Below are 3395 nucleotides of genomic sequence, written 5' to 3'. Positions count from 1 at the left end.
CTGGCCGCCCGCGCGACCGACGCCGACGGGAACGTCCAGCCGACCGGCCAGTCCTGGAACCGCGGCGGCTTCGGCAACAACCTGGTGCACACCGTCCCGGTCAGCTGCATCCCCGAGTGATCCGGCGAGTGAGCGGACCGTTCTTAGCGGTCCAGCGGTCCGCTCACCCTCGAGCGAACCGGGATCAGCGCTCCAGGATCGCGGTGACGCCCTGCCCGCCGGCGGCGCAGATGGAGATCAGCCCGCGGCCCGAGCCCTGCTCGGACAGCAGCTTCGACAGCGTCGCCACGATCCGCCCGCCGGTCGCGGCGAACGGGTGCCCGGCGGCCAGCGACGAGCCGTTCACGTTCAGCTTCGCGGTGTCCACGCCGCCCAGCGGCGCGTCCAGGCCGAGCCGGTTCTTGCAGAACTCCGGGTCCTGCCACGCCTGCAACGTGGCCAGCACCTGCGAGGCGAACGCCTCGTGCACCTCGTAGAAGTCGAACTCGCCCAGGCCGATGCCGTTGCGCTGCAACAACTTCGGCACCGCGTAGGCGGGCGCCATCAGCAGGCCCTCGTCGCCGCTGACGTGGTCCACCGCGGCGGGCAGCACGTCGCTGAGGTACGCCAGCACCGGCAGCTTGTGCGCCTTCGCCCACTCCTCGCTGGCCAGCAGCACGGTGGAGGCGCCGTCGGTGAGCGGGGTCGAGTTGCCCGCCGTCATGGTCGCGCCCTCGCCCTTGCCGAACACCGGCTTGAGCTTCGCCAGCTTTTCCGGGGTGCTGTCGGCACGCATGTTCTGGTCCTCGGCCACGCCCTGGAACGGCGTGACCAGGTCGTCGAAGAACCCGCGCTCGTAGGCGGCGGCGAGCCGCTGGTGGCTGCGCGCGGCCAGCTCGTCCTGCGCCTCCCGGGAGATCTCCCAGGCCAGCGCGGTCTTCGCGGCGTGCTCTCCCATGGAAAGTCCGGTGCGCGGCTCGGAGTTCTGCGGGATCTCCGGCACCACGTGCTGCGGGCGCACGCCGGTCAGCGCCTTGAGCCTGCCGCCGAAGCTCTTCGCGTGGTTGGCCGCCAGCAGCACCCGGCGCAGGTCGTCGTTGAGCGCGATCGGCGCGTCGCTGGCCGAGTCCACGCCACCTGCGATGCCCGACTCGAGCTGGCCCAGCGCGATCTTGTTGGCCACCGAGACCACCGACTCCAGCCCGGTCGCGCACGCCATCTGCACGTCGTGAGCGGGGGTGCGCGGGTCGAGCCGGGAACCGAGCACGGTCTCGCGGGCGAGGTTGAAGTCGCGGCTGTGCTTGAGCACCGCGCCCGCGACGAACTCGCCCAGCTGCTCGCCCTGCAGTCCGAAGCGGGCCAGCAGCCCGTCCAGCGCTGCGGTGAGCATGTCCTGGTTGGAGGCCCGCGTGTAGCGGCCGCCGGAACGCGCGAAGGGGATCCGGTTGCCGCCGACGATCGCTACGCGGCGAGTGGTGGACATGCTGGACTCCTTCGTTTGAGGACCGTCGGTCCGGCGTGCGGCTGGGGTTGGCCGCTGTACTGGGATTCCGGGATCGCGGGTCTGGTGCGCACCCCGGTGACGCACTAACCTACCCGCGGGTAGGTTAGTCGTCGAGCAGGATCACCGCGCGACGGCCCCTGGCCCGTTTCCGCGCACGAATCCATCCGACAACCTGCCTGCACGGGAGTACGCATGCCCGATCGGTACCAGCAGTTCACCTCGACCGCGTTCGGCCGCTCGCTCGCAAAGCGCCTCGGCCTGCCCACGCCTGCCCCACTGCGAAGGCACCGGTCCGGTGATCCCGTCGTCAGCGGCACGGTGCGCACCGGGGCGGCGAAGGGTTCGCGGCTGACCGATTCCGTGGCGGCAACGCTCACCGGCGCGCACGCCGAGGTCGAGTCCGGTGAGCCGCAGGAGGACGCGCGGTACGCCGCGCTGATCTTCGACGCCACCGGCATCACCGGCAGCGACCAGCTGCACCAGCTGCGCGACTTCTTCGGCCCGCTGATCCGGCAGGTCGGCGGCTGCGGCCGCGTCATCGTGCTCGGCACCCCGCCGGAGGAGACCACCTCCGCCGGTGAGCGGGTCGCGCAACGCGCGCTGGAAGGCTTCATGCGCACCGTCGGCAAGGAGCTCAAGCGCGGCGCCACCGCGCAGCTGGTCTACGTCTCCGAAGGTGCCGAGGCCGCGCTGGACTCGACGCTGAGCTTCCTGCTCTCGCCGAAGTCCGCGTTCGTGTCCGGCCAGGTCATCCGGGTCGGTTCCGCGGACGCGCCCAAGGTCGACCGGCAGCACCCGCTGCGGGACAAGGTCGCGCTGGTCACCGGCGCCTCGCGGGGCATCGGCGAGTCGATCGCGGAAACCCTCGCCCGCGACGGCGCGCACGTGGTCTGCCTGGACGTGCCCGCCCAAGGCGAGGACCTGGCCAGGGTCGCCAACCGCATCGGCGGGTCCACCCTGCAGCTCGACATCACCGCCGAGGACGCGCCGCAGCGCATCGCCGAGCACTTCACCGAACGCCACGACGGGCTCGACATCGTGGTGCACAACGCGGGCATCACCCGGGACAAGACGCTCGGGCGCATGGACGAGGGCAAGTGGGACTCGGTGCTGGCGGTGAACCTCACCGCCCAGGAACGCATCAACGAGGCGCTGCTGCGGGAGGACTCGCCGCTGCGCTCCGGCGGCCGGCTGATCGGTGTCGCTTCGATCAGCGGCATCGCGGGCAACGTCGGGCAGGCGAACTACTCGACGTCGAAGGCGGGCGTGATCGGCCTGGTGCAGGCGTCGGCGCCGACCGCGGCCCGCCGCGGCGTCACGATCAACGCGGTCGCGCCCGGGTTCATCGAGACCAAGATGACCGCGGCCGTGCCGCTGTTCATCCGCGAGGCCGGGCGGTTGATGAGCAGCCTGCAGCAGGGCGGGCTGCCGGTCGACGTCGCCGAAACGATCGCCTGGTACGCCAGCCCCGCATCGGCGGGCGTGAACGGCAACGTCGTGCGGGTCTGCGGCCAGAGCCTGTTGGGGGCGTGAGATGAGCACCGAAGTCGACTCCGCCCCGAATCTCTCGGCGCTGTACCTGAAGGCGGTCACCTCCGGCCCGCTGCGGCGCGGCGGGGAACTGCCGCAGACCGAGTACGTGCGCCGCGGCATCGAGATCGACCAGGCGCACCTCGCCGAGTACAACCGGGTCTGCGGGTTCGGGCTGCGCGACGAGCTGCCGCCGACCTACCCGCACGTGCTCTCGTTCGGTCTGTCGGTGCGGTTGATGACCGACCCCGGATTCCCGTTTCCGCTGGTCGGACTGGTGCACGTGGCCAACAGCATCACGGTGCACCGGCCGTTGCGGGTCACCGACGTGCTCGACCAGCGGGTGCGGGTGGCGAACCTGCGCGCGCACCCGAAGGGCAAG

The 3395-nt window shown here is 71.4% G+C and carries 3 protein-coding genes; 2 read left to right on the top strand and 1 reads right to left on the bottom strand.

The genetic code is table 11. From position 1 onward, the window contains the following. Window positions 1-184 precede the first annotated feature (184 nt). Window positions 185-1462 carry an acetyl-CoA C-acetyltransferase gene (locus IJH84_RS08140; RefSeq protein ID WP_200067970.1) on the bottom strand — a complete coding sequence of 426 codons (1278 nt, stop codon included), beginning with the start codon at window positions 1460-1462 and terminating at the stop codon, window positions 185-187. A gap of 213 nt (window positions 1463-1675) precedes the next feature. On the opposite strand from IJH84_RS08140, the gene IJH84_RS08135 reads away from it, so the two are divergent. Then, window positions 1676-3016: a 3-oxoacyl-ACP reductase gene (locus tag IJH84_RS08135; protein WP_200067969.1), complete on the top strand. Its 1341-nt coding sequence runs from the start codon at window positions 1676-1678 to the stop codon at window positions 3014-3016. 1 nt (window position 3017) lies between these two features. Beyond that, window positions 3018-3395: MaoC family dehydratase N-terminal domain-containing protein (locus tag IJH84_RS08130; protein ID WP_295142239.1), on the top strand; the 378-nt coding region annotated here is incomplete at its 3' end.

The organism is Saccharopolyspora sp. (assembly GCF_017434145.1).
GTDB classification, from domain to species: Bacteria; Actinomycetota; Actinomycetes; order Mycobacteriales; family Pseudonocardiaceae; genus Saccharopolyspora_C; species Saccharopolyspora_C galaxeae.
Note: the sequence above shows the minus strand (reverse complement) of the source record. Positions and strands in the feature narration are given on the sequence as shown.

Bases quoted from the DNA above. Each gene is read 5' to 3' on its own strand.
- IJH84_RS08140 (WP_200067970.1), bottom strand. From the start codon at position 1,462: ATGTCCACCACTCGCCGCGTAGCGATCGTCGGCGGCAACCGGATCCCC.
- IJH84_RS08135 (WP_200067969.1), top strand. From the start codon at position 1,676: ATGCCCGATCGGTACCAGCAGTTCACCTCGACCGCGTTCGGCCGCTCG.